Source organism: Psychrobacter urativorans, from assembly GCF_001298525.1.
Taxonomy (GTDB): Bacteria; Pseudomonadota; Gammaproteobacteria; order Pseudomonadales; family Moraxellaceae; genus Psychrobacter; species Psychrobacter urativorans_A.
Genome location: NZ_CP012678.1, coordinates 2288512 through 2307515, shown reverse-complemented (window position 1 = coordinate 2307515; position 19004 = coordinate 2288512). Strand labels below are relative to the sequence as shown.

Below are 19004 nucleotides of genomic sequence, written 5' to 3'. Positions count from 1 at the left end.
CCATGATTTTATTAACGGGTGGCGCAGGCTATATCGGCTCACACATGCTGCTTGCACTACTACAGCGCGGTGATGATGTGGTCGTGCTAGACAACTTATCGACGGGTAGTAAGCAGGTTTTTGACCATGTTTGCCGTATATCAGGTAGCAATGCTGAGTTTGTGCAAGGCGACATACGCGATACAGACTTATTAAACATCGTATTCAGTCGCTTACCCATTGACACGGTAATACACATGGCGGGTCTAAAGTCAGTCAGTCAGAGCGTGGTTGAGCCGCTACGTTATTATGATAATAACGTTGTCGGGTCAATTAATCTACTAAACGTCATGCGCAATTTTGGCGTTAAGAAGCTACTGTTTGCATCGTCAATATCAGCATCCAAGCCGTGCAGTCCTTATGCTCAATCAAAAAGTATTGTTGATGAAGCTATGAAAGATATGGCAGCCAGTGATGATACCTATAGCTTTATATCATTGAGATACAGCAACCCTATCGGCTGCTATGACGTGACACTTGCGGATACCAGTCAAGATAACTTACTACCAGCGATTATGCGCGTCATTAACGGTGAGCAAAGTTATTTAACAATATTTGGTAATGACTACGACACACCCGACGGCACCGCCATGCGTGACTACGTGCATATATTAGATGTGGTCGACGCTAGTTTACTGGCTTTGGATTATCTCGATAACCATCACGGTCATCACTGTTTGCCTGTTGGTTCAGGAAAAAGCACCAGTGTTATGCGGATATTAGAACTATTCGCACAACAGACAAACCAGTGTTTGCCTTATGTCATCAAAGCAAGGCGTACTGGCGACACGGCTGATTCTCATTGCGATATCAGTCAGGCTTGTCAGCAACTTGGGTGGCAGCCCAAACATAGTATTTACGATGCAATAGCTAGTACAACCAATTTCTCAATTACAAAAGGATTATAAACATGGCTACAACTATCCAAGCTATCCCAATCATCGCCACCGCCCTTGCAATGCGCGTCATGATCGATGAGAGCTACCCTGCAAGTTTTACCAAATCCATCTCTAACATCCCCGTACCTGGTGTCAACGGCATCATGCAGCCCCGCACGTGGGATTTAGAAGACCCAAACACCGAAGTGGGCTATTTAAACGCCAATGAAGTGACCTCTGTTATCCAGCACGAAGGTTTTAGATTTTGGGGCAATCGCACCTGCTCTACTGACCCGCGCTTTGCGTTTGAGACGGCTACCCTCACTGCCCAATGGTTGCTCGATACGATTATCAATGGCTGTTTCCCCTTTATTGACCAGCCTATGACTGTAGCATTAGCAGGCGATATTATTGACAGCATCAACGCAAAGTTACGAGCTACAGTGTCAAAGGGATGGCTCATTGGCGCAGCGGTTTGGTACAACGAAGAGTTAAACAATCCTCAGGACTTGAGCCAAGGTCAACTTTGGGTAGATTACGACTATACGCCTGTACCGACGCTAGAAAATTTAGGTCTGAACCAGCGCATTACTGACCGCTACTTAATCGACTTTGGCAAGCTCATTGCACAAACCGCTTAACCTACTGACTATTAGCTAAAAAGGATACACGCAATGGCAAAACAGATGCCTGCAGTACTCAAGAATTTTAACGTCCGTATTGCTGGTGACAGTCATGCGGGCACCGCCAAAGCCATCACCCTACCTGAGATTGTCAAAAAGACTGAGGAATATCGCGCCGCCGGTATGATCGGCGACGTCAATTTAGACTTGGGTTTTGAGGCAATGGAAGCAACCATTACTTATACCGGTGTCGACTCACGCCACCTTATGCAATTGATGTCGTGCGGTATCAGCGACTTACCGATTCGTTATATCGGCGCGTATGAGCGTCAAGATACTTGTACCCATGTCGTGCGTGATATTTATATGCGCGGCTCAGTGACCACATTGCCATTGGGCGAAATGGAGCTGGGCAGTATCAATGAGCAAGAGCTAACCTATGGTGTGACGTACCTAAAAGTCGTCGATGATGGTCTAACTTTATTAGAAATCGACTTTGTAAACGGCATCTATATTGTCGCCGGTAAAGACATGACTGGCGAAATCAATGACAAGTTAGGTCTATAACTCTTTTGGTCAATCGTCAACGTTTGGATAAAAGGCGATTAGCTAGTTGGTGCGGTGACGGCTCACCAAGGCGATGATCCTCTGATAATACTCGATGGTTTTATCATCCAAACATGGTCAACTTACTTAAAATATTATTAATCAAATCACTAAACAAATATAACAGGACATTCTTATGACTAAGCAAGCAGCAGTAGAAGCCATCGCAGTAGGTACAGCAGTAGCCGAAACTAAAAATAATACCACCCCACCACCATTACCAACCAACCCAGATATTGAAACGGTTGAGTTTGATAACCCTATCGTCCGTGGCAATTTAACCATTACAGAAGTCAATATTAATAAGCCCAAGACTGGTGCATTGCGTGGCTTATCCTTATCAGACGTCTTAAAGCTAGACGTAGATACCATTATTAAGCTCGTACCGCGTGTCAGCACCCCGCCTTTAGCCGAACACGAAGTTGCCAATCTTGACCCCACTGACTTTTTAAGCATCAGCACAGCGGTGGTCGGTTTTTTCGCCAGCAAGGAACAGCGAGCGAAAGCACGTCTGGAAGCCGAAACAATCAAAGCCGCCGAGAAAGCAGAATCCCTCACTGCGTAGATGATGTCATAGCAGATCTGGCTGTCGTGTTCCATTGGCGACCGTCAGACTGCGAGGATATGGATATTGATGAGCTAATGGATTGGCACGACAAAGCGCGCAAACGTAGCGAGACTGATAAATGATAAACAACGATATTAATATCAAAGAATACGACACGCTTGCGCTGGTCTGTGATTATCAAAATGATAACGGCGTGCCGATTAGTTTAGATAACGTCACTGTCACAGCGGATATACAATCCACCGTAGGGCAGCTCATCGAACCGCTTAATGTACGCAAAATGTTAGAAACAGGACGATTTGCACTATTACGAGACGCAAGCCGTCTGTCTTTTGGTCAGTATCGAATAGACATCTTATTTACGAGTGACATTACTGGTCGTAGAGTTGCAAGCGAAACTTTTAATATTAATGTGCATCGTGCCGTTACATCACCAAGGGGATAAAGATGGCTAAGCTAATGGTAAGAAACGAGCCGGACCCAGCATTCCCTACGAGTAACACAATCAAAGTCAATGTTAACAGATTAGCAGTTGGCAGCTCATTGCCCATCGTATCAACAGCCACTGGCAATATTATTACCCAAAACCCTGACGGACTATACGCCACCATTGATAAACCTGATGATATCTTAAATTTTATTACCGCGATTGATAACGCACTATTAAGAGGATAAAGCTCATGCCGTATTACACCCAAGCACAAATTGATAATATCGGCGCGGTCATCGGTGATCGTGTCAGTAAAGCCACCAATCCTACCAAATTAGCCACTGCTATTGATGCTCTGCCAGACCGCAACCTCATCACAGATAGCGAGCGCGCTAAGTTATCAAGCTTAGAGGGTACTAAGTTTTTGGGAACATTTTTAACCGTCAGTGCTATTCCTACCGTGGGCGCAGTAGCCGGTAGCTACGCTGATGTCGATGCCGGTGTTGGCAGTGACGCTGAGCGCTATATCTATGATGTGAATGCTAATAAATTTGTCAAATCAGTGTCACAAATTGCAGGCGAAACCGCCGCCAGTATCAAGACGAAATATGAGTCTAATGCCAACACCAATGCCTTTACTGACAGCCATAAAACCAAGTTAGATAATATTACTGAAGCGACGGACATCACCAGCTTTACCGCCGCATTGGACGGAGCACTTGCGTAATGACTGTCGTTTATACCCAATCACAAGTTGACGCTATTGGTGCAAAGATAGGTGGGGCGATTAAAAAGGTTAGAGATAACATCAATATCACTGACCAGAATACAGGGCAAGCTCTTAATATTTGGACAGGGACACAAGCGCAGTATGATGCAATTGCCTTAAAAAACCCCAATGTTTTATACGTGGTAAAACCATGATTCAGGATATTAGTATTGGCGAGTTGCCTGCCAATAGACTGTATCAAGGCGACACATTAATTTGGAAGCGCAAGGCGACTATCCCAACAGACTATATTCTGCGCTATGATTTTAATGGCGATACGGTTGATAAATCACCCAGTGGATTAAACGGGATTAAGACAGGAACCGCTAATTTTGTTGCGGGCAGAAAGCAAGGGACTCAGTGTCTGGACTTTGTATCGGGATGCGTCTATACACCCGCCTACTTACCCGTAAATAGTGACAAAGCGACGATTAGTTTTTGGGCTAAATTACTAGACCTCAATCGTTCGTATCAATGCCTTATGGAGATTGGTCGTGATGGTGCCAGCAACGATTTTGGGGCTTGGCTTAATGATGTTGTTTCGGGGCATATTGAGATAGTGACTAGTGGTAATAGCCGCATCCACGTACGGACAGCAGCAACTAATGAAATACAGGGCTGGCAGCATTTCGTCATGACGGTTGATAATAGCCGAGATGCGAATAACACGTCTTTTATCTATGTAGATAATATCGATAAGACGATATTCAACGCCAACTATAACGCTGATATTTCAGGTGTGTTTAATAATGAAAGATTTTATATCGGGCAGCGCAATGCATCTGCATTCCCTTTTGTGGGAAAAATGCAAGATGTACGTATTTATAATCGAATATTGACCGCAGATGAGCGTACAGCATTATTTCTTGAATAGGCGGCAAACATGGCAAATAACTTAGACCTATCAGCCACACTCAAATTGATCGACGATATTTCCGCGCCCCTGCGCGGCATTATCGATAGGTCTGACAAACTATCTCAGTCGTTTGAGCGAGCGACGCGCACAGTCGATGCGTTTAATAACAGCTTAGCGCATGTCAACAGTAATGGCATGAGCAGACTCAATCAACCTATCGAGCGCACAAACAGCCTACTCACCAAAAGCCGCCAGCATGTCAAAGCCTTGGCTGGTGATTTTATGCTGGTCGTCAAAAGCATATCAGCGGCACATAACAAAGCTGACAGCTTAGCAAAATCATTTGCAAACACTCGGAAGCAGATGCGACAGCAAGCCTTAGGTGGCGCTATCAAAGCAGGTGGTGCCGCTTTTGCTGCTTATCAAGTTTTGAAACCATCTATTGAATTTGATAAACAGATGAGTGCAAACCAAGCGGTACTGGAGTTAGAAAAGACTTCTGCTGAGATGGCTAAGCTTAGAGCGCAAGCGATCAGCGAAGGCGCTCGCTCAGCGTTCTCTGCAACCCAAGCTGCCCAAGCACAGTTTGAATTGGCGGCTGGGGGCTTTACTGCGAAGCAAGTTATGGATTCATTGGCTGGTTCTTTGGATTTAGCTGCAGCAGGACAAGTCGATCTTGCTTTAGCCGCGCAGATAGCAGTAGGTACACTGAACGGCTTTGGTATGGAAGCAAAGCAAATTGGGCGCATGAATGATGTACTAGTAGCTACAGCTAACAAATCAGCCGTAGGCATTGAAGATTTAGGTGAGGCTATGAAATACGCCGCTCCCATCGCCAAGCTTTACGGCACAAGTATTGAAAAAACCAGTGCGATGATGGGCATATTAGGTAATAACAATATTAAAGGCAGCGAAGCTGGCACTGGTATCCGTACAATTTTAACTCGGCTTGCTTCTACACCGAAGCCAGTTAGAGAGGCTCTGCATGGTCTAGAGATTAAAACGGTAAATAAAGATGGCACTATGCGAGAAATCGACGAAGTGCTAGCTGAGATAAACCAAAAAACAAAGAACTTAAGCGATGATGTTAAGTTCGACATATTTAAAAGTTTGGCAGGTGAAGAGCATTTATCAAAATTTGCAGTGCTAGTTGACAATGCTGGGAAGCTTGATGAAAAGACCGGCAAGGTTGTGAATAACATTACTGAGTTTACAAAGGCACTAGAAAACGCTAAGGACTTAGCGGGCAAAGTAGCAGAAACTAGAATGGATAACTTGGCTGGGGACATTGATCAAATGTTAGGCGCGTGGGAATCTATGTCTATCACGCTGGGTGGTGAAGGCGGTGTCCTCAATGCAACTTTAAGAGCATTAGTCACGAATATAACGGAGATAATCAATAAGTTCACCGCTTGGGCTCAAGCCAACCCTGAGCTTGTCAAAACCATAGCCTCATTAGCAATCAAACTTATCAAAATCAACTTAGCTATTTGGGGGCTTAAATATGGCGCGGCGCTCATGTTTGGCACATTCTTTAGCATGATAGCCAGCTTTATTAAATTTGGCGCGATCATGCTGGTATTTAACGCCATACTAGCAAAGCTTGGTATATCGTTCTGGGGTAAGTTTAGGTTGATGGGACAGGCTGTATTATGGTTCAGTAAATTATTCGGTAGAGTCTTCTTGTTTTTAGCGCGCAACTCCATCCCTTTTGTGATTACGGCTATTCGTGCTCTAGCCATAGCATTAGTGAGCACACCTATTGGCTGGGCTATTATGGCGATTGCACTGGCAGCATTATTGCTGATTAAATACTGGCAGCCAGTCAAAGCCTTCTTTGCAGGATTATGGACAGGATTTTTGGAGGGCATGGCACCGCTGCTCGCAACATTAAGCAGCTTAGGGTCTATGCTGTCAACAATGTTTGCACCACTGCGTCCCGTGCTAGATATGATTATTGGCGGCATTATGTGGCTCGGTAGCGCACTGATGTCATTGATTGCGCCATTCGTGGCAACCGATGCACAGTTAGCCACGGCTACGTCCTATGGCAGTCAGTTTGGTTTTGTATTAGGCACGATTGTCAGTTTAATTGGTCAAGTCGTTGCAGGTTTAGTAGGGGCGTTGGCGCTAGGGCTACAAACCATTGGTACGGCTATTGGTACATTTGCGGCGATGATTGTCGTGCACGGTGGTGCTGCGATTAGTTATATAGCCAGTATCCCTGCACGCATGATGGCATTTTTAGCAGGGCTACCTGCTCAGATGTCAGCGATGGGCGGTCAAATCATGGAGGGTTTGAAAAATGGCATTATGGGTAGAGCGCAAGCGGTGTTAGCAGGGATACAAAGCGTAGCCAGTCGCATCAAATCAGCATTTACAGGCATGATGGGTATTCACTCGCCAAGCCGTGTGTTTGCCGGTTACGGTGATTATATGATGCAAGGACTAAATAATGGACTACTCAAAAATGATAGCCCTGTGTCCGCCATGCTAAAGACCAGCAATAGCTTACGCGATGCCATGGATACAAGTGAGATTCGCTTTGACAATCGCAAGCCAATTAGCGCCAGCGCCATGATGGGCGGTAGCAGCAACCAAGGTCAGCCAACGATAGTCAATAACTTTACTATCAACGCCCAGCCCCACCAGTCTGAGCAGCAGATTGCTGACTTGGTAGTCGCCACCATGCAGCGCCAGCAGTTAGGTCAGCGCAGCAGTAACACAGCCCTTTATGACACAGCGGAGCAATGGTCATGATTTTATCGCTCGGACAGTTTGTCTTTAACGTAGATACCATGACCTTTGCCGAGATACAGCGCAGCCGGTCGTGGTCGTATGGCAGCAACTCTATTGCTCAAGGGCGTGACCAGCATCAGTTTACCGGTGCTGGTGAGGAGACCATCACTATCCCCTTTATGATTTATCAATCGCACGGCTTTGGCAATCGCCAATCCATTGACGACTTGTCAGAGATGGCAGACAGTGGCAGTGGCTACGTACTCATTGATGGCAGTGGCTATATCTATGGCGTATTTGCCATCACATCGCTTGATGAGACACGCAGTCACATCACCAATAGCGGTGTAGCACGCAAGATTGATGGCACCATGAAATTAATGCGTGTCGATGACGATCGTATCCAAACCGATAAGGTAGTCGAATCAACCCCCACAGCACAGGCAGTCTAACCATGTTACGAACACCTATACTCAAGCTAACCGCTGATGATAAGCCGCTAAGTGATAACGTTATGGCAAGGCTCATGACCCTATCCGTTACAGATAATAAGAGCATGGATGCGGACGAGCTATCCATCACACTAGATGACCATGATGGTGCACTGGCACTACCCAAGCGCGGGGTCAAGTTACAATGTTGGATGGGTTTTGTGGATGCGGGTGTACATGATATGGGCACTTATGTCGTGGATAGCTGCGAATGGAGCGGGTCACCGGACACGATAACCATCAAAGCCAAATCTGCTGACTTTAAGTCATCATTAAAAGAAGGTCGCAGCCAGTCCTATCACAATGTCACACTGGGCAAGATTGCAGACGCTGTCGCCAAACGCCAACAGCTAGAGTTATCCATCAAGCCAGAGCTGGCAAATATAGATGTCGGTCATGTAGACCAGACGGACGAGTCAGATATCAATCTATTGACCAGACTTTGCCACCAATATGGCGCGGTGGTCAATATCAAGCACGGTAAGCTACTCATATTTACCGCCAACAGCAATGTCAGCGCCAGTGGTCATCCACTTAACTTGACTCTTATCACTAGGCAGACAGGCGATTCCTATCGTTTCAGTGTAGAGGACAGACAGGGCGACTATACGGGTGTGTCAGCTCGATACCAAGATACAGGCAAAGCCACCAAGAAAACAGCAACCGCAGGCAACGTAGAGAAGCGCGGTGGTGGCGATGACCCCAACACCAAAACCAAAAGGCTAAAGGGCGCGTATAAAAGCAAAGAGGCAGCGGCAGCAGCCGCTAATGCCGAGATGAAACGCATTGAGGACGAACAAGCAAAGTTTAGCATCAACACTGCCTACGCCTACCCCGCTGTTACCACGGAAAGCCCTATTATATTGCAAGGATTTAAAGCAGAGATTGACAAACTAAAATGGACGGTAGACAAGGCAACGCATGACTATAGTAAGTCAGGCGGATTGACGACGCAGATGGACTTAGTGGCTTCGATTAAATAAACTCATTGATTGTTATCAATGGCATCTATAAAACGAACGGCTTGACGAGTGATTTTATATATAGCACCTCCCTTTGATCCTCTGGTTAAAGTGATTAAACTAGCATTAACCAGGCTATCTACATCTGTCTCAATAAACCTTGGCTCACTATAAACAACCGCTGAATTATCAAGATAGTAAATATTATCTGCCCCCTCATAACTCCAAGTTTGTAAGTGACGCATCTCAACACTATCTGATTTAACGAACTGTCTTAACACGTCAATAGCCTGATCTGATAAGCCATTATTAAAATCAAACCTTGACGCAATGCTACCCAAACCCTGCATATGACTTGCCAGAGACATCATAAGGTCGTTTAAAGTGGATAATTGAGCCATGACCTGTTCGTGATTTTGGTTCATAAAAGAAGTAAGGTCTTGTTGTAAACTAGCATTACTTTCAATAATGGTAATCATATTGCTGTGATTATTTTCACTCAACCACTGCTTAAAGCTTTCTATATCTTTTTTACCTTCTCTACCAGCAGTAAAAGTGGCAAGTAACCCAACTATCGTGGCAAATGCAAAAGGATCCATTCTTTATCTCCATGATGTAAACATATTTTTGCTAAATAAGTTATAATAACACTTGCTTGGGAGCGCCGATATAAGGCTATGCACGAATAAGGCGGACACATATCGTGGTGTGTATTTCAGCCCCAAGCGACCTAATTTGAATGAATAAAAAGCCCTACTATTTATAGTGGGGCTTTTTGTTTACTAACTCAAAGTCTAAGGTGATACTGACCAACTCTTGCCGTCCCAAACACCGAAGTAAGGTTCCACAGGTTCTAGGGAATCTTTAAAAAGACTTGAAGTTTGAACTTCGAGATGATCTATATAATTATAATCAATCGGGTCACTGAGGAATCTTCCCGGCTCCTTATGGCTGAAGTGCGCCAAACTAACTTGCAAAGAAAGACTAATATTTTTTACACTTTTATTTTTAAATAATTCTGTCAAATAATTCATTATTTCTTTATAAGCTTGTAGTTTGCTGTCGGCTTGACATCTAACATACCACAAGTTATTTGCGCCTTTACGCTTTTGAAAGCCTAACTGCTCATTATCAATATCTAAACCCTTATAGATAGAATTCCAAAATCCTTCATGATTATTATAATTATTAAATACTAATAAACCAGTGTAAATAATGTTGATACCTTTTAATGAATTATAATCTTCACTATCTAATAAATCTTTGAACGTCGGTTTCATACTTTATCCTTAGCTATCAAAAGATTTTCTCACGTTGTCGGTGCTTAATAATAGTCTAATCCCAGTCTACCGGCTCACGATACACGCACCATCCCAGTGGTAATATAATCACTGGCGTGGCATGTTTAAAGAAGTGCTCCAGCCAAATTAACATCCATCTGTCATATTCTATACTCATAGTAATCAACTAAAATTCACGTCCATTATATTTAGCAAGGGTAACTTCCCAAAGCGGAGTATCACTATTTAACTTATCTTCTAAACTATCAGATGATTCATTGATATCAAATAATGGCAGCAGTTGTGCAAAACTTATATCACCGTCGTTATCATTTACAATAGTTAATAAATATTTACCCTCATATTTACCACCGTATTGTTTAATCAAGTTAACGCTTGGACTTTTAATAGAGAATATAGCAGACGGATTATTTTTAGTAGCATAGTCATCAGCAACTAGCAGACCATTAGTAATTACATAATGCCAATTATCACCATGCGTAGCTAACGGTCTATTATTACTATTATCAGCCTCAACCTTTGAGTGAACCTCTATCGCGCCATTCTCATGTACGGTGTAATCATCCTTAGACAGTCCAGCTTCAGCAGCGACTTCATCCATATCTATGACTTGCGGCTCCGGCTTGTTACACCCAATCAATGCAAATGCGAGTATTCCGCTAATAAAGAATAATTTGAATGTAGTCATATCTAACGACACACTTTTTTTGATTGACTAATCTTTCCGTTATTACAGACAAATTTACCGTTTTGACAATGCGACACGCCGCCCATACTCTTAGAGCACGGGTAGTTTTGAGCATTGGCGGCAATGACTGGCGACATCATTAACATAGATATAAAAAACGCTGACCAATAATTCATAGAGCTTATCCTTAGGTTTAGTTGAAGATTACACATTATTTATCATTACTTTTATTATCAATAATTTGCGCAATACGCTCAAACGCTAGCTGTTTCATCACCTCACCCATCTGTTCAGGCGTCAGTCCTGACTTCTCAATCCAATCATCCGCTGCTCTCACATCCATTGGTATCTTGTGTGGGTGAGTTTCCAGCTTAAGACTTTCCTCTAAACGAGCAACAATTTCTGCATTCATAGATCTTTTGTTTTTTTCTGCCAACTCATTAATAGAGTCTTTTAGCTCAGGAGACATCCGAAGTTTATACTGTGGGTAATCTCTGCTCATGGCTCGTCACCTTAAAATAGATCAATGATACGTTATTCAAAATAGGTTGACAATTAAACCACCGTGGTTTAAATTATATAAATGGACTACGGTGGTTCACTAAGGAGTATTTATGTCGATGCAACCCCAAATGAAGATACGCTTTCTTGACCCTTCATTGCATGAATGGATTAAAAAGCAAGCAGAAATAAACAAACGAACATTGAATGGAGAAGTTAATTATCAACTTGAGCAAGCTATGCTTACACAACAGAAGGAGAGTCAAAATGGAAAAAAGGTATAAATATATCAGCAAGCGTCACCGTATAGAAGAAACCTTAAATATGAGAGATTTAGGTCACGGCATCTACTTAGGTGTAAATATGCAAAGGCAAATTCGTTGGGACGAAACTATGGAGCAAACTACCAGCATTGTTATTCCAAGCGATGAAATTCCAAACCTTATCGAATATCTGCAAGGAATACTAAAAGATGAAAAATAACCCCTGCACTACTCAAGTGATTAATACTTACCTGCGTGGTCAGCAGCTACTAAATCGCCACTTGCAATTATTGCAGGCAATAAAAAAGGCAGAGAACCCCCGCCAAGAAGTATCTGCCTTTCGAAAAACCACTGTTAATTTCATTAAAGTTAACTCTTTTAATCAATCAACTTTAGGAATTAATCAGTATGTCTAATCATATCACAACGGATAGTAATATGAGTACCAATAACAATAAAACCGTTGCAGACGAACTATATCGCATCCATTGCTATGCAGAAACATTAGCTAAGCTTTGTAGTACAAGTAGCCACAGCAACCCCATCACCCCTGAGCATTTGCAGCAAATTTTTAAAGATATTGCGAGTGTAACTGATATAGCATCAGCAAGGTTTTATAAGCTGTCTGAGTAAATTTTAAATCCCAACTAATCTGTAAAAAGACCGTCAGCAATGGCGGTCTTTTTTTTATCTATTCAGCAGCGATAAATGCTCTTACCAATCTCATTAACATCTTTGGATCATTAGCTTGACGGTATAGCTCAAGCCATGTTCTTTCATTTTCAGTCAAGTCAGATGCCGACTCACCAATACGCTGACCAGTTAATACATAGTGCATATCATAACCGAGCGCTGCAAACGCATGCGCTTGCAGCATATCAGGAGCAGCATGTCCGTTCTCATAACGCGACAACGTTGCAGCACCTAGACCCAAAGCGTTATACACATGTTTCTGAGTAAAATTTAACCGTTGACGCTCGACAGTTAGACGAATGCCAATACGTAAAATCAATTCGAGAGAGCTATTATTCATATTGATAACCTTATAACATTGACTTATCAATTTTGATAAGTCATAATTCTATTTGTTAGTCAACTTGCTAGATAGTTAGCAATCTAACATAAAAACGCATTATCCATTAATAACTATTCGGAGACACCACGATGTCTAAATCCACTTTATCTGTGCGCATTCCTGAAGATAAGCACAAATATTTACGATTCAAAGCGCTCCATTCGGGACAGCAGCTACAGCATTTAGTGACTGAAATCATTGATCATTACCAGCAGGACGACGCTGAGTATATGGCAAAGTTCAAAACACTTATTAACCCTGAAGCTGAAACCGAGGAGAAGAACAATGTCACATAAAAACTGGGACAACGTCCGCGACCATCGCCTATACGGCTACATGAATCAAAAAGAGCTAGATGCCTTTTTAGAAGCCATGAGGTTGCGGGATATTGGGCAGCAAGCCACTGCGGTACGCCTATTCGTATCAGAAATGTCTGAGCAAGTCATTATCAACCATCGTCAAAATCAGTTTAAGCCACAGCAAATAATCATACCAACTGTGAATTACCATTTTCCTGGCGGTAAATTCACCGTTAATTAAGTATCTAACTGGAGACCTCATGGCAAGCCCTACTAGACCGTCAGCATATATAAACTGCCCACACTGCAATGGCAGAATGCGCACCAAAGGACACGTTACATTCAGCGCATTAACCAAGCAACTGGTAGCCGCTTGCCAAAATCCAGAGTGTTTATTTTCATCCAAAGTAACGATAGAAATCAGTCAACAGTTACAACCCAGCCTACGCCCCAATCCTGAAATTGCGGCGGCATTAACCAGATAAGGATAACCACGATGTCTAAATCAAATACCCAATCACCCGTCATGTCTTTACCGACGCACTCACAGTCTAATCACCTATTAAACCTGTCAACAGATACTAGAGCCGCACTGTGTGAAGTGTTTGCCACAGCGGCTCATGCCCATAAACAAGAATATCTAGGACGTAAACGCGTGTTAAGAGAGCATGAAGCTCAAGAAGATCATGATAAAAAGCATACTGATGTACTCATATCGTTATGTGCATTTTCAGAACGCTACTTAAAAGAGTTAGCCAAAACATTTAAGGCAGTGACTGGTAGCGAATACTGGATGGAAGAAGTCCAGAAGATTATTCAACAAGCCAACCAAATCGCTTAATTCACTTAAAAAACTAGGTAATATCATGACACGAATTAATGACAAAGTCGTAGACCGCCTGATATCGGACTACGGATTCAAAGTAAGTGGCGACTGGCTTAGAGAGGGTCGTTGCCCAGATTGCAGTAAAAAATCTTTATTCACTCACTCCAGCACACCCCGCGTCGTCAAGTGCGGTCGCTTAAATAAATGCGGCATGGAAGTCCATGTAAAAGACCTCTTTACCGACCTTTTTACCGACTGGTCAGCGACGTATAAGCAAACGGATATCAGCCCCAATGCCGCCGCTGATGCCTACCTAAACGAAGGGCGCGGTCTGAGTATCAAGCCAGTCAAAGGCAGCTATAGCCAAGAGCTGTATTTTAATCGCGATTTAAATCTGTCATCAGCAACCATTCGTTTCCAACTGCCAAATGGCGGTTGGTGGGAGCGCATCATTGACCAAGCCGATAGATTCCCGCGTAAGGCAAACATCAAGTATGGCTATGAAGTAAAGGGTTACTGGTGGTGGCACCCAGCTAATACCCAGATGCCGACTGAGATTTGGATAACCGAAGGTATTTTTGATGCTATCGCGCTTGCCGAGCATGGCATTGATGCCGTCAGTAGCATCAGCTGCACGAACTTCCCTGAGCACAGCCTTTATGAGCTCAAAAGCCAATACGCCAAAGCTAAACATACTCTGCCCAAACTGGTCTGGGCGTTCGACAATGACAAGGCAGGTAAAGATGGTATCCATCGCTGTGTAAAAGCCGCGACCGACATTGGCTTTGACTGCGTGGCAGCTCAGGCTCCTTATGAGAAGCACCGTCAGCTGGACTGGAACGACCTACATGAAATGGGTCGTCTCACACCTGAACACATTGATAACTATAGCTATTTTGGAGACCTACTGACTGCCACATCAGCCATGCAAGCGGCTGTCATCATGTATATGCACACCAAGCGCACCAGCTTTTATTTCGAATACAACTACCGGACTTGGTGGTTTGAGCTAGATACCAAAGCATTATCAACTTGTATCGGTGTAGAAAAGCATCAAGTCGGCACTTACCTTGAATCTGTCAGTGACTTAACGGACATTGATGAGCAGATGCCAGAGTTTGTTAAGAGCTGCAGTACTGTCACCGAACTATGCAACGCCAAGCTTGAAGCACTTTATTTTCAGCGTAACGAAATCACTGACGAGTCTTGGTATTTTATGCGCGTCAGTACCGCAAAAGGCGATGTCACCACCACCATCACAGGCGACCAGTTATCCAGTCCATCCAAATTTAAGCCGCGTCTGCTATCAGTATATGCCGGTGTGTTCTGGACAGGCGCAGCCGGTCAGCTTGATATCATCATGCGTCATCAGACTGAAGCCCTCAAAGAAGTAAAAACCACCGACTTTATTGGCTACAGCAAAGAGCTTGGCGCGTACATTTTTAATGATGTCGCCGTACACAAAGGCAAATCCGTCGCTATCAACAATCAAGACTACTTTAAGTTAGGTCGCCTTGAAGTCAAGTCATTGGCAAACTCCCCAATCATGCAATTGAACACCAAAGACAAGCCATCATTCGACTGGTGGTCAAAATTCAATCAGGTGCGCGGTGACTATGGCACCGTCGTTATGGCGTGGTGGCTGGGCACCTACTTTGCTGAACAGATACGCGGTATAGATCGCAGTTATCCCTTCTTTGAATTGGTCGGTCAAGCCGGTGCAGGTAAATCACGCTTACTAGAATTTTTATGGCGGTTGTCAGGTCGTGAAGACTACGAAGGCTTTGACCCGTCAAAAGCCACATCAGTCGCTATCTATCGTGAGTTCGCCCAAGTATCCAACATGCCGATAGCACTTATTGAGGGCGACCGTAACGACCAAGACGGCAAACAATCTTACTCAAAGTTTGAATGGGATCAGTTAAAAGACGCTTTCAATGGTCGCAGCATTCGCAGTCGTGGTGTAAAGAATAACGGTAACGATACATACTCTCCACCGTTTAGGGCAGCCATTATGATTAGCCAAAACGAGCCTATTCAAGCCTCTGAAGCCATGCTTACCCGACTGCTACATATCCGTTTAACCCGTGAAGGTCAAACCTTAGCCGGTAAACACATTGTCGACGAGCTTGACCGCATACCGCTCGATGTGACCAGTCAATTTATGGTCAAAGCCATTCGGAATGAAGAAGCCATTTTGCAGACTTACAAAGAAAAGGTGCGTGTCTACGAAGCCTTTTACCACGCAGCTGGCATCACCCATACTCGTATCGCGCTAAATCACGCACAGATAGCAGCGATGGTTGACTGTTTACACATGCACGTATTAGAAGACGTCATGACAGAAACACAAGCCAAAACAGCCAAAAGTACATTGATTGCAATGTCAGAGCAGCGCGTGGCAAGACTGTCTAATGATCATCCACTTGTTGAGCAATTCTGGGAGATTTACGAATACATGGACACATTGGGCAACTGTGACATGAACCACTACCCAGCTGACCGCAAGCAAATCGCCATTAATTTACCAGCGTTTTACAAAATCGCGCAGCAAGAAGGTCAGCGTCTGCCAGAACAGACTGAAATGAAACGACTACTTAAATCTAGCCGCAAGCACAAATTCATAGATTCCAATGTGGCGGTATCAAGTGCAGTGTATAAAGCAAAAACAGTAAAGTGCTGGGTATTTGATAACGGCGCGGGGTCATGATGAACGGACCAATAGAAAAGATATTTCGCATCATGCGTCTGATTAATAGCAGCAACCAACCCTTAAATCCGAGAGAAATAGCGGACAAAACAGACATGAATATTCGCACCGTACAAAGGCTTGCACTACATCTGACAGAAGAAGGGCTGATTGATTTTGGTAATCGTAGCAACGGCTATGAATTTATGAAAAAAGGATTAAAAGTATGAACCTAATCCGCGCCCTATTTCCTTATAACCGTGAAAGTCCTTTGCACTGGATAACCTTTGATACCATCAGCGGTCAAATGATCGACTGCTCAATGCACCCAACGCACAAACAGCGCGCTCTTTATCAAAACAAGCATTACAGCATTAACAAAGACAAAATTGAAATGCGCTGCGAGGTCGAAGTTTACCAAGAGCGCAAATATGAATCATTAACTGAAATAAGAGTAGGAGAATAAATACATGGCAGACGACATCGATAGAGCAAACGATGTGGCTCAAGCATCAATAGAGCGCATGATTGCCAATGCACCCAAATTTAGTGAGCCTTCTTATCCAGAATGTATGGATTGTGGCGAAGACATTCCCTATAAGCGGCAACAAATTGGCGGCATCAAACGCTGCATTGACTGCCAAAATGTCTTAGAAAGGAGGCGCTAACCTAAAAAACACCGCAAAATTACCATTTTAGGGTAATCATTAATCTAAATCAAATCAGTAACATAAAAAGAGATAATAGAGTATTTACCTCTATTACCTCTTTTTTTTACTACCGTAGTTTTACCGCGCATTTACCGCTCACATAAAGAGCGCATCCACGTTATAACCCTACTTTTGACCTGAAATCAAAGGATATAAAATGTCTGCAGGCATAGAACCATTAAAAACCAGCATCCGCATCTGGTGGCGTGACGCTAGTGGCAAGCGCGACCGCGAAACGCTGTACGACACACCGCCTACTGACGCCAATATTAAAAAAGCTACTGCCATCGCCCAATCGATAGATACTCAGATTCAAATGGGCACTTTTGACCGTGACCAAACATTCCCCAACTCGCCTAAGCGCAAAGCATCCTATTTTGGCTATTATTTAAACCAATGGCAAACCATAGAGCAATCACTGGTGTCTCCATCATCGTGGACGACCTATTTGAGCAAGGTAAATAACCACATTAGTGACTACTGGACACATAAACAGATTGCCAAAATCACCGTAGAAGATGTTGAAGACTGGGTATATAAGAATTTAATTAAACAAAAGCAGCTTAGCTCAAACACGATTAAAGAGATATTAGGCTTATGGCGCAAGATTTACGGCTACTGGTCACGCCATCAGAGCACAGCGAACGATCCCTCACAGTACATCAAACTTAATTTTAATGATCCAGACGACATATATCCTTTCAACCGAAGTGAAATAAGTTTAATTATAAAAAATGAGTCGGACCAGGCGCGTAAAAATCTATGGACGGTGATGATATGGTCAGGACTATCCTCACATGAGCTGCTGGCATTAGCCGTATCCGACCTAGACTTGGATAATGGCCACGCTTACATTCGACGTGGTGTGGTCAAAGGAGTTTACCGCGTCACAAAAAACCGTAGGCGCAAACGCCAAGTTGAGTTATTACCAGTAGTTATTGAGGCGCTGCATAATCAGATTGAACTGATAAAAGATGTCCCGCTGCACACAGTAATGATAACCGAGCGAGACCATAGAACGAAACGGCCGCATTCATTGCAATTTCTTTGGCACAATCCAAACACCGGCACACATCACACTTACGAGCAGCTGCGCCACCAATGGCGTGACTACCTAGAAAGCATCAATGTAGATTATCGACCGCTAAATAATGGTCGTCATACTTATGCAAGCCAAGTCTTATCGACTGGCGTTGTCTCAGCGGAATGGTTAGCCAATCAACTTGGGCATAGCAATACCGATATGATCCATAAGCATTACGGCAAATTCATCCCGCAAGATTCTGGCCACATCATCAAGATATTAAACAATGCCTTACAGATATAGCCCATTCCAGCCCACGGCGAAAGAACTAGGCTTTTCAGTGTAACAACGCTGGAAAGCCTTTATTTATGCGCCCTCACAAAGTATTTATAACGATTTAGCATAAATAACCAGCCCATACAGTAGCCCAGCGCATCAAACACAACTCAAATTACAGGCATTAAAAAAGCCTGCACAAGGCAGGCTTAGTAAGGCTTTCAGCAATTTCTGCTATAACCTCGAATTTGGCGGAGACGGAGAGATTCGAACTCTCGAAGGGCTATGAACCCTTGTCGGTTTTCAAGACCGGTGCATTCAACCGCTCTGCCACGTCTCCATTGGTGCATCATTATATAGAGATATGAAAAGAATGCAAGTACTAAAACAA

General features: G+C 43.6%; 32 protein-coding genes and 1 tRNA gene. 26 read left to right on the top strand and 7 right to left on the bottom strand.

The features are described 5' to 3' along the window. Positions 1 to 2: 2 nt before the first annotated feature. The 13 genes from galE to AOC03_RS09915 all read left to right on the top strand — a co-directional run bounded on the left by galE (position 3) and on the right by AOC03_RS09915 (position 8982). The gene (gene galE / locus AOC03_RS09970) at positions 3 to 947 is read left to right on the top strand and encodes a UDP-glucose 4-epimerase GalE (RefSeq protein ID WP_062535597.1); all 945 of its coding nucleotides are present in this window, start codon (positions 3 to 5) and stop codon (positions 945 to 947) included. A 2-nt stretch (positions 948 to 949) separates the two neighbouring features. Then, positions 950 to 1558 carry a phage tail sheath C-terminal domain-containing protein gene (locus AOC03_RS09965; protein ID WP_062535595.1) on the top strand — a complete coding sequence of 203 codons (609 nt, stop codon included), beginning with the start codon at positions 950 to 952 and terminating at the stop codon, positions 1556 to 1558. Between the two features lie 33 nt (positions 1559 to 1591). After that, complete coding sequence (locus AOC03_RS09960; RefSeq protein WP_062535593.1) at positions 1592 to 2107, top strand: phage major tail tube protein; 516 nt, start codon at positions 1592 to 1594, stop codon at positions 2105 to 2107. Positions 2108 to 2282: 175 nt separating this feature from the next. Next, positions 2283 to 2711 carry a phage tail assembly protein gene (locus tag AOC03_RS12570; protein WP_084785839.1) on the top strand — a complete coding sequence of 143 codons (429 nt, stop codon included), beginning with the start codon at positions 2283 to 2285 and terminating at the stop codon, positions 2709 to 2711. Between the two features lie 59 nt (positions 2712 to 2770). Continuing rightward, complete coding sequence (locus AOC03_RS12955) at positions 2771 to 2836, top strand: GpE family phage tail protein (protein ID WP_248842590.1); 66 nt, start codon at positions 2771 to 2773, stop codon at positions 2834 to 2836. Further along, positions 2833 to 3159, top strand: a complete 327-nt coding sequence (locus AOC03_RS09950; protein ID WP_062535591.1) for a hypothetical protein — start codon at positions 2833 to 2835, stop codon at positions 3157 to 3159. Before AOC03_RS12955 ends, AOC03_RS09950 begins: the two co-directional genes overlap by 4 nt. Positions 3160 to 3161: 2 nt before the next feature. After that, positions 3162 to 3389 carry a hypothetical protein gene (locus AOC03_RS09945; protein WP_062535589.1) on the top strand — a complete coding sequence of 76 codons (228 nt, stop codon included), beginning with the start codon at positions 3162 to 3164 and terminating at the stop codon, positions 3387 to 3389. A 5-nt stretch (positions 3390 to 3394) separates the two neighbouring features. Continuing rightward, positions 3395 to 3871 carry a hypothetical protein gene (locus AOC03_RS09940; RefSeq protein ID WP_062535587.1) on the top strand — a complete coding sequence of 159 codons (477 nt, stop codon included), beginning with the start codon at positions 3395 to 3397 and terminating at the stop codon, positions 3869 to 3871. Further along, positions 3871 to 4068 carry a phage upper tail fiber protein gene (locus tag AOC03_RS09935; RefSeq protein ID WP_062535585.1) on the top strand — a complete coding sequence of 66 codons (198 nt, stop codon included), beginning with the start codon at positions 3871 to 3873 and terminating at the stop codon, positions 4066 to 4068. The genes AOC03_RS09940 and AOC03_RS09935 overlap by 1 nt, the downstream gene beginning before the upstream one ends. Beyond that, complete coding sequence (locus AOC03_RS09930; RefSeq protein WP_062535583.1) at positions 4065 to 4787, top strand: LamG domain-containing protein; 723 nt, start codon at positions 4065 to 4067, stop codon at positions 4785 to 4787. The genes AOC03_RS09935 and AOC03_RS09930 overlap by 4 nt, the downstream gene beginning before the upstream one ends. 9 nt (positions 4788 to 4796) lie before the next feature. Continuing rightward, positions 4797 to 7529 carry a phage tail tape measure protein gene (locus AOC03_RS09925; RefSeq protein ID WP_062535581.1) on the top strand — a complete coding sequence of 911 codons (2733 nt, stop codon included), beginning with the start codon at positions 4797 to 4799 and terminating at the stop codon, positions 7527 to 7529. Continuing rightward, positions 7526 to 7960, top strand: coding sequence for a phage tail protein (locus AOC03_RS09920; RefSeq protein WP_062535579.1), 435 nt, complete (start codon positions 7526 to 7528; stop codon positions 7958 to 7960). The genes AOC03_RS09925 and AOC03_RS09920 overlap by 4 nt, the downstream gene beginning before the upstream one ends. Before the next feature lie 2 nt (positions 7961 to 7962). Then, the gene (locus AOC03_RS09915) at positions 7963 to 8982 is read left to right on the top strand and encodes a contractile injection system protein, VgrG/Pvc8 family (RefSeq protein WP_062535577.1); all 1020 of its coding nucleotides are present in this window, start codon (positions 7963 to 7965) and stop codon (positions 8980 to 8982) included. Between the two features lie 2 nt (positions 8983 to 8984). Here AOC03_RS09915 and AOC03_RS09910 read toward each other — a convergent pair whose 3' ends face one another. From AOC03_RS09910 to AOC03_RS09895, 5 genes are all read right to left on the bottom strand, one after another. After that, positions 8985 to 9560, bottom strand: a complete 576-nt coding sequence (locus AOC03_RS09910) for a hypothetical protein (RefSeq protein WP_062535575.1) — start codon at positions 9558 to 9560, stop codon at positions 8985 to 8987. A 195-nt stretch (positions 9561 to 9755) separates the two neighbouring features. Continuing rightward, positions 9756 to 10241: a hypothetical protein gene (locus AOC03_RS09905; RefSeq protein WP_062535573.1), complete on the bottom strand. Its 486-nt coding sequence runs from the start codon at positions 10239 to 10241 to the stop codon at positions 9756 to 9758. A 187-nt stretch (positions 10242 to 10428) separates the two neighbouring features. Next, positions 10429 to 10950: a hypothetical protein gene (locus AOC03_RS09900; protein ID WP_062535571.1), complete on the bottom strand. Its 522-nt coding sequence runs from the start codon at positions 10948 to 10950 to the stop codon at positions 10429 to 10431. 2 nt (positions 10951 to 10952) lie between these two features. Continuing rightward, entirely contained in the window at positions 10953 to 11126 is a 174-nt protein-coding gene (locus AOC03_RS12800) for a hypothetical protein (protein ID WP_204247908.1), read from the bottom strand. Positions 11127 to 11161: 35 nt separating this feature from the next. Next, positions 11162 to 11452: an Arc family DNA-binding protein gene (locus AOC03_RS09895; RefSeq protein WP_062535569.1), complete on the bottom strand. Its 291-nt coding sequence runs from the start codon at positions 11450 to 11452 to the stop codon at positions 11162 to 11164. 112 nt (positions 11453 to 11564) lie between these two features. On the opposite strand from AOC03_RS09895, the gene AOC03_RS12695 reads away from it, so the two are divergent. From AOC03_RS12695 to AOC03_RS09880, 4 genes are read left to right on the top strand one after another with little or no spacing between them, the layout of a single operon-like run. Beyond that, positions 11565 to 11735 (top strand): hypothetical protein, encoded by a 171-nt coding sequence (locus AOC03_RS12695; protein ID WP_157049311.1) that lies wholly within the window; start codon positions 11565 to 11567, stop codon positions 11733 to 11735. Beyond that, entirely contained in the window at positions 11719 to 11934 is a 216-nt protein-coding gene (locus tag AOC03_RS09890; protein WP_062535567.1) for a hypothetical protein, read from the top strand. Before AOC03_RS12695 ends, AOC03_RS09890 begins: the two co-directional genes overlap by 17 nt. Further along, positions 11924 to 12130, top strand: a complete 207-nt coding sequence (locus AOC03_RS09885; protein WP_062535565.1) for a hypothetical protein — start codon at positions 11924 to 11926, stop codon at positions 12128 to 12130. The genes AOC03_RS09890 and AOC03_RS09885 overlap by 11 nt, the downstream gene beginning before the upstream one ends. Then, positions 12123 to 12347 (top strand): hypothetical protein, encoded by a 225-nt coding sequence (locus AOC03_RS09880; protein ID WP_062535563.1) that lies wholly within the window; start codon positions 12123 to 12125, stop codon positions 12345 to 12347. Before AOC03_RS09885 ends, AOC03_RS09880 begins: the two co-directional genes overlap by 8 nt. A gap of 58 nt (positions 12348 to 12405) precedes the next feature. On the opposite strand, the gene AOC03_RS09875 is transcribed toward AOC03_RS09880, so the two are convergent. Continuing rightward, the gene (locus AOC03_RS09875; protein ID WP_062535561.1) at positions 12406 to 12747 is read right to left on the bottom strand and encodes a helix-turn-helix domain-containing protein; all 342 of its coding nucleotides are present in this window, start codon (positions 12745 to 12747) and stop codon (positions 12406 to 12408) included. A gap of 131 nt (positions 12748 to 12878) precedes the next feature. On the opposite strand from AOC03_RS09875, the gene AOC03_RS09870 reads away from it, so the two are divergent. The 9 genes from AOC03_RS09870 (at position 12879) to AOC03_RS09835 (ending at position 18640) form a co-directional block, all read left to right on the top strand. After that, positions 12879 to 13085 carry a hypothetical protein gene (locus tag AOC03_RS09870; protein WP_062535558.1) on the top strand — a complete coding sequence of 69 codons (207 nt, stop codon included), beginning with the start codon at positions 12879 to 12881 and terminating at the stop codon, positions 13083 to 13085. Next, positions 13075 to 13329: a hypothetical protein gene (locus AOC03_RS09865; RefSeq protein ID WP_062535556.1), complete on the top strand. Its 255-nt coding sequence runs from the start codon at positions 13075 to 13077 to the stop codon at positions 13327 to 13329. Before AOC03_RS09870 ends, AOC03_RS09865 begins: the two co-directional genes overlap by 11 nt. 19 nt (positions 13330 to 13348) lie before the next feature. Beyond that, positions 13349 to 13573, top strand: a complete 225-nt coding sequence (locus AOC03_RS12560) for an ogr/Delta-like zinc finger family protein (RefSeq protein ID WP_084785836.1) — start codon at positions 13349 to 13351, stop codon at positions 13571 to 13573. A gap of 11 nt (positions 13574 to 13584) precedes the next feature. Next, a complete protein-coding gene (locus AOC03_RS09860; protein ID WP_062535554.1) occupies positions 13585 to 13929 on the top strand; it encodes a hypothetical protein in 345 nt (114 codons plus the stop codon). A 25-nt stretch (positions 13930 to 13954) separates the two neighbouring features. After that, positions 13955 to 16624, top strand: coding sequence for a toprim domain-containing protein (locus tag AOC03_RS09855; RefSeq protein ID WP_062535552.1), 2670 nt, complete (start codon positions 13955 to 13957; stop codon positions 16622 to 16624). After that, positions 16621 to 16833 carry a helix-turn-helix domain-containing protein gene (locus tag AOC03_RS09850; protein WP_062535550.1) on the top strand — a complete coding sequence of 71 codons (213 nt, stop codon included), beginning with the start codon at positions 16621 to 16623 and terminating at the stop codon, positions 16831 to 16833. Before AOC03_RS09855 ends, AOC03_RS09850 begins: the two co-directional genes overlap by 4 nt. Continuing rightward, positions 16830 to 17069: a hypothetical protein gene (locus tag AOC03_RS09845; RefSeq protein WP_062535548.1), complete on the top strand. Its 240-nt coding sequence runs from the start codon at positions 16830 to 16832 to the stop codon at positions 17067 to 17069. Before AOC03_RS09850 ends, AOC03_RS09845 begins: the two co-directional genes overlap by 4 nt. A gap of 4 nt (positions 17070 to 17073) precedes the next feature. Further along, entirely contained in the window at positions 17074 to 17271 is a 198-nt protein-coding gene (locus tag AOC03_RS09840) for a TraR/DksA C4-type zinc finger protein (RefSeq protein ID WP_062535546.1), read from the top strand. 199 nt (positions 17272 to 17470) lie between these two features. Continuing rightward, positions 17471 to 18640 (top strand): Arm DNA-binding domain-containing protein, encoded by a 1170-nt coding sequence (locus tag AOC03_RS09835; protein ID WP_062535544.1) that lies wholly within the window; start codon positions 17471 to 17473, stop codon positions 18638 to 18640. Between the two features lie 222 nt (positions 18641 to 18862). On the opposite strand, the gene AOC03_RS09830 is transcribed toward AOC03_RS09835, so the two are convergent. Continuing rightward, positions 18863 to 18953: transfer RNA gene (locus AOC03_RS09830), tRNA-Ser, on the bottom strand. Positions 18954 to 19004: the final 51 nt, after the last annotated feature.